This is a genomic window from Ruminococcoides bili (genome assembly GCF_040093295.1).
Classification (GTDB): Bacteria; Bacillota; Clostridia; order Oscillospirales; family Acutalibacteraceae; genus Ruminococcoides; species Ruminococcoides intestinale_A.
Window position 1 is genome coordinate 1 of sequence record NZ_JBBNJY010000069.1, and the last position, 4,888, is coordinate 4,888.

General features: G+C 39.9%; 4 protein-coding genes and 1 other annotated feature. Of the genes, 1 reads left to right on the forward strand and 3 read right to left on the reverse strand.

The window, feature by feature from the left end; genetic code table 11:
- Window positions 1-168: 168 nt before the first annotated feature.
- The 3 genes from rpmE to AAAY30_RS11145 all read right to left on the reverse strand — a co-directional run bounded on the left by rpmE (window position 169) and on the right by AAAY30_RS11145 (window position 3,986).
- Window positions 169-372 carry a 50S ribosomal protein L31 gene (gene rpmE, locus AAAY30_RS11135; RefSeq protein WP_294663589.1) on the reverse strand — a complete coding sequence of 68 codons (204 nt, stop codon included), beginning with the start codon at window positions 370-372 and terminating at the stop codon, window positions 169-171.
- Window positions 373-540: 168 nt separating this feature from the next.
- Window positions 541-2,484 (reverse strand): threonine--tRNA ligase, encoded by a 1,944-nt coding sequence (gene thrS / locus AAAY30_RS11140; protein ID WP_295058404.1) that lies wholly within the window; start codon window positions 2,482-2,484, stop codon window positions 541-543.
- A gap of 51 nt (window positions 2,485-2,535) precedes the next feature.
- Window positions 2,536-2,743 (reverse strand) — a binding site (T-box leader).
- Between the two features lie 55 nt (window positions 2,744-2,798).
- Window positions 2,799-3,986, reverse strand: a complete 1,188-nt coding sequence (locus tag AAAY30_RS11145; RefSeq protein WP_337781612.1) for a hypothetical protein — start codon at window positions 3,984-3,986, stop codon at window positions 2,799-2,801.
- 145 nt (window positions 3,987-4,131) lie between these two features.
- Here AAAY30_RS11145 and AAAY30_RS11150 point away from each other — a divergent pair, with 145 nt between their 5' ends.
- Complete coding sequence (locus tag AAAY30_RS11150) at window positions 4,132-4,833, forward strand: hypothetical protein (protein WP_302190970.1); 702 nt, start codon at window positions 4,132-4,134, stop codon at window positions 4,831-4,833.
- Window positions 4,834-4,888: the final 55 nt, after the last annotated feature.

The following is a 4,888-nucleotide window of genomic DNA, read 5'->3' on the forward strand; positions in this document are numbered from 1 at the left end:
GATCTGTTTGGTCAACCTTTTCAAAGGTTGACCAAACTTTTATAATTGATTGGCAAATCAATTTGCTAAACCATAATTCACCCCAACTATTGAAAAATAACCGTCTTTTTGGGATAACAGTCAAAAAGGCGGCACTAAGTGCCGCCTCAACAATTACGATATAAAAAATTATTTGTTCATACCGAAACGCTTCTTGAATCTGTCAACGCGTCCGCCGGTATCAACCAATTTCTGCTTTCCTGTGAAGAATGGGTGGCATTTTGAACAAACTTCAACACGAATGTCCTTCTTTGTTGAACCTGTTTCAATAACATTACCGCAAGCACATGTAATTGTTGTCTGCTGATAATCTGGATGGATGTTCTCTTTCATTTTCCTCACCTGCCTGACTCTGCATAATAACAGATAGATTATACAACAAAAATAAGCAAAATGCAAGTGTTTTTCAAAACTTTTTTCAAAATTTCGCAATATTTTTTATTTTCCTTACTTTTGAAGTTTTTAAATAATATTTACAAATCAAATAATTCTTATTACAAGTTATTTAATTTCCTTTGTAGAAATTTCTTTCTGTGCCATTGCAATAAAGTCCTCAAGTTTCATTGCGCCGAGGTCACCCTCTTTTCTGTGACGAACAGAAACAGTATTAGCCTCTACATCCTTGTCGCCGATAATGAACATATAAGGAACTTTCTCAAGCTGTGCCTCACGAATCTTATATCCGATTTTCTCACTTCTTGAGTCAACCTCAACACGCATACCACAAGCGTCAAGAGCCTTTTTGATTTCGTAAACATAGTCAAGGTGTCTGTCTGCAACAGGAAGAAGTTTAACCTGAACAGGAGCAAGCCACATCGGGAATGCACCGGCATATTTCTCAATAAGAAGTGCAAGCGTTCTCTCGTAACAACCGATTGAAGTTCTGTGAATAATATAAGGATTTTTCTTTGAGCCGTCCTTATCTACATACTCCATACCGAATTTTTCTGCAAGCATCTGGTCAATCTGAATTGTAATAAGTGTATCTTCCTTGCCGTAAACATTCTTAATCTGAATATCAAGTTTAGGACCGTAGAAAGCAGCCTCACCTACGCCGATAGCATAAGGAATTTCAAGGTGGTCAAGGATTTTCTGCATAATGCCCTGTGCTTCGTCCCACTGCTCGGCAGTACCGATATACTTAGCTCTGTCCTTAGGATCCCACTGTGAGAATCTGTAAGATACATCTTCATAAAGACCGAGTGTTTTAAGCATATAAATAGCAAGCTCAAGACAGTTTCTGAACTCGTCCTCAAGCTGTTCAGGCAAGCACATAAGATGACCTTCGGAAATTGTGAACTGACGAACTCTGATAAGTCCGTGCATCTCGCCGCTTGCTTCATTTCTGAAAAGTGTTGAAGTTTCATTGTAACGGAGAGGAAGATCTCTGTATGAACGCTGACGATTAAGATAAGCCTGATACTGGAACGGGCAAGTCATAGGACGAAGTGCAAATACTTCATCATCTTTTTCAGGATCACCGAGTACAAACATACCGTCCATATAGTGGTCCCAGTGACCGCTGATTTTGTAAAGGTCGCTCTTAGCCATAAAAGGTGTTTTTGTAAGTAACCAGCCACGACGCTGTTCCTCGTCTTCTACAAATCTCTGTAAAAGCTGAACGATTCTTGCGCCCTTTGGAAGAAGGATAGGAAGACCCTGACCGATTACATCTGATGTTGTGAAAAGCTCAAGCTCTCTGCCGAGTTTGTTATGGTCACGGCTTCTTGCCTCTGCAAGCATTGTGAGGTGTTCCTCAAGCATAGATGCTTTAGGGAACGCTACACCGTAAACTCTGCAAAGCTGATGGTTGTTAGCGTCGCCTCTCCAGTATGCGCCTGTGCAGTTTGTAAGTTCAACAGCCTTAATAGGTGCAACGCTCATAAGGTGAGGACCTGCGCAAAGGTCTGTAAAATCGCCCTGCTTATAAAAGCTGATGTGTTCGCCGTTATCGGAATGTTCCTTAGCAAGTTCAACCTTGTAAGGCTCGTTCATCTCTTCAAGCATTTTTACCGCTTCGTCGGGAGCAAGCTCAAAACGCTCAATCTCAATACCCGACTTAACGATTTTCTTCATCTCTGCCTTGATTTTCTCAAGGTCTTCGGATGTAAACGGCTTTTCAACTTCAAAATCATAGTAAAAACCGTTGTCAACGGCAGGACCGATAGCGCATTTTGCACTTGGATAGAGGCGCTTGACAGCCTGCGCAAGAATGTGTGATGCAGTATGCCAGAACGCTTTTTTACCGTCAGGCTCATCGAAAGTAAGAAGATCTACTCTGCAATCCTTTGTAATAGGTGTACGCAAGTCGACAACATTGCCGTCAACTCTTGCACAGCATACAGACTTATAAAGTCCCATACCGATAGATTTTGCAATTTCAGCAGGAGTTACTCCGCTTTCAAACTCCTTGACTGTACCGCCCTTTAATTCAACATTAATCATATTCATTCTCCTTAATCATAAGAAATAAAAAGCCCGATATTCCAAAAGGAATATCGGGACGAATATACTTCGTGGTTCCACCCAACTTTGGCATAATAACTATGCCCTCTTTACAACCTTAACGCAGTCATACGCCGCACCATTTCCTGTGCAGACTCAAAGGTGGTAGCTTAAAATTACTTATGCGAAAAATCACAGCAAACATTTTCGCTCTCTTAAAAAGTAGGTTTTTAAACCGTGTCCTTATCGAAGTACTTTATTTTACTTAATATTAACACCGCCGAATTGAAATGTCAAGCATTAATTTTCAAAACTTATTTCTTGTCGTTAAGTTCCTGCTGCTGTTCGTCAAGCTCTGCAAGCAACTTGTCAATCTCGCCCATAAGTTTTTCTTCTTTCTTCTGTCGTCTTGTTTCCAAAATACTATGTGACGAATCATCATCGTCATCATCAGCACCTACGCCAAAGAAAAATCCGCCTGTAATATCGTCTTCCGAATTTTTATCGCCGATAACTTTAGGAGCGGAAATATTCGGAACATCGTCGTCAGCCTCATAACCCATAATAAAATCATCGGTATCTGCAGTAGCGTTTTGAGCATAATCCTCGTCTTTTTTCTCTTCATCCGAGAAAACAAGTTCGTCACTCTTGCCGCTGTTATCGGCTGTATCGTCATCATCTGTAAAAGCATCTACAATCTGCACATCATCTTTCTTAAGTGCGCCTCTTGTAAGCTCAATAATATAGAAAAGCTGATACAAAGCGAAAGAAATAAACATTACACCTGCAATAAGAGCCATACCGTCTGCACTGTCAAAAATAACTCGTGCTATAAGGAACGCACCGTACGAAAGTCCGAAAGCGACTGACGGCAAGCCATAGATAAATGTTGCTTTAACAGGGTTTCTTCCGGGAATTTTTGAAATTACCATTGCCTGTGGGAACAAACTTAAGGTAAGGAAAATAAAGCAGAACAAAAGCGACATATCTGATGCCGATACTGAAAGCTTTGTTGCCTCAAGAAAACACGAAATCAATTCCGAAACTGCCCAGAGTGTCGGGAAAATATACAGAAAAGCAATATTAGACACCGGAGCAAAACCCGTAAAATGAGTTCTTGCCATAAAAACAAGTCCGATAGCGGCAAGCATTGCAAGGAATGCGCAAATAATGGACATCAGCAAATACTCGCTGTCTTTTCTTGTCAAAATGGTCATTACGGAATATGCAAGCGCAAATGCGGCGGAAAGCACCGCAAAAACACCCGCGGGCACATTTCGTTTTGACTCATAAACCGGTGCGGTTTTTTTGTCCAAAATATTAAAAAATATGCACAGCACAAAAAGAACAAGTGCAACGCCAACTGCTAAATAAGAAAACAACAATGCGTTCATTCCGCTCATCGTTCCTGTATCGTCATTACCGAATACACTTAAAAGTCTAAGCGCAACCATGGCAAGAACGGCAGGGATAAATGGAATCCATGATAATTTAATCTTCATACTTATCTCCGTTTCTTCAAACAATATAACGGTTATTTTAGCCGAATTTTTTACATATATTATTTTAAGCCAATTATACGCTTATGTCAAGAATTATTAAAGTAAAAATTCACTTTTGCAAAGTTATACGAAAAGAGAGGAATTTATGAGAACAAAAGTTATATTTATAATAATATTTTTGCTTACAATGGCTTTTTTGCCCATAATAATCTCTAAGTGCTCGTCGCCTCAAACCGCTGTCACTTCAAATTCGACTGCGGATAAAGCAACAGAACCCGTTACCGCAAACGAGCCGTCAAAAAGCGAAACCATAGTTGAAACTACAACAAAATCTGTCGCAAAAGAAAATTCCGAATCAGAAAAATCGCCGCTCACCGAATCTGACCTTTGCGGTATGGTAGCGGCAAAATACAATGAAAATTACTGCGAAGAAACCTTAAAAGCATTGACAATAATTCTTTATACGAATTATATTGTATCTCCCGACAGTTACGATTTGTCGGATATTGACATATGTTTACCCGAAAGCAAAGCAGAAAATTCCGTTAAAGAAAATTACAATAAAATCAAATCCGCCGTATCTTCCGTATATAAAAAAGCGCTCTGCGCAGACGGCAAAGCGTTTTATATACCTTTTTGCGATTTTACCAACGGCAAAACTTCAACGAACAGCGAATATCCGTACCTTACCGCTGTTGCCTCCCCTTGGGACAGCTATGCAAATGCCGATGACGGGGAATATTACGGTGTAAGCCTTAACGGAATAAATTATCTTTGTAATGACGGATACAGCTACGAAGAGGCTTTGCAATGGTATCTGCCGAATTTTAAAATTCAGATTCTTTAGTTGAAGCAAATTATAGTTTAGCTGATTGCTTTATCAAGCAATTATAAAAGTTTGG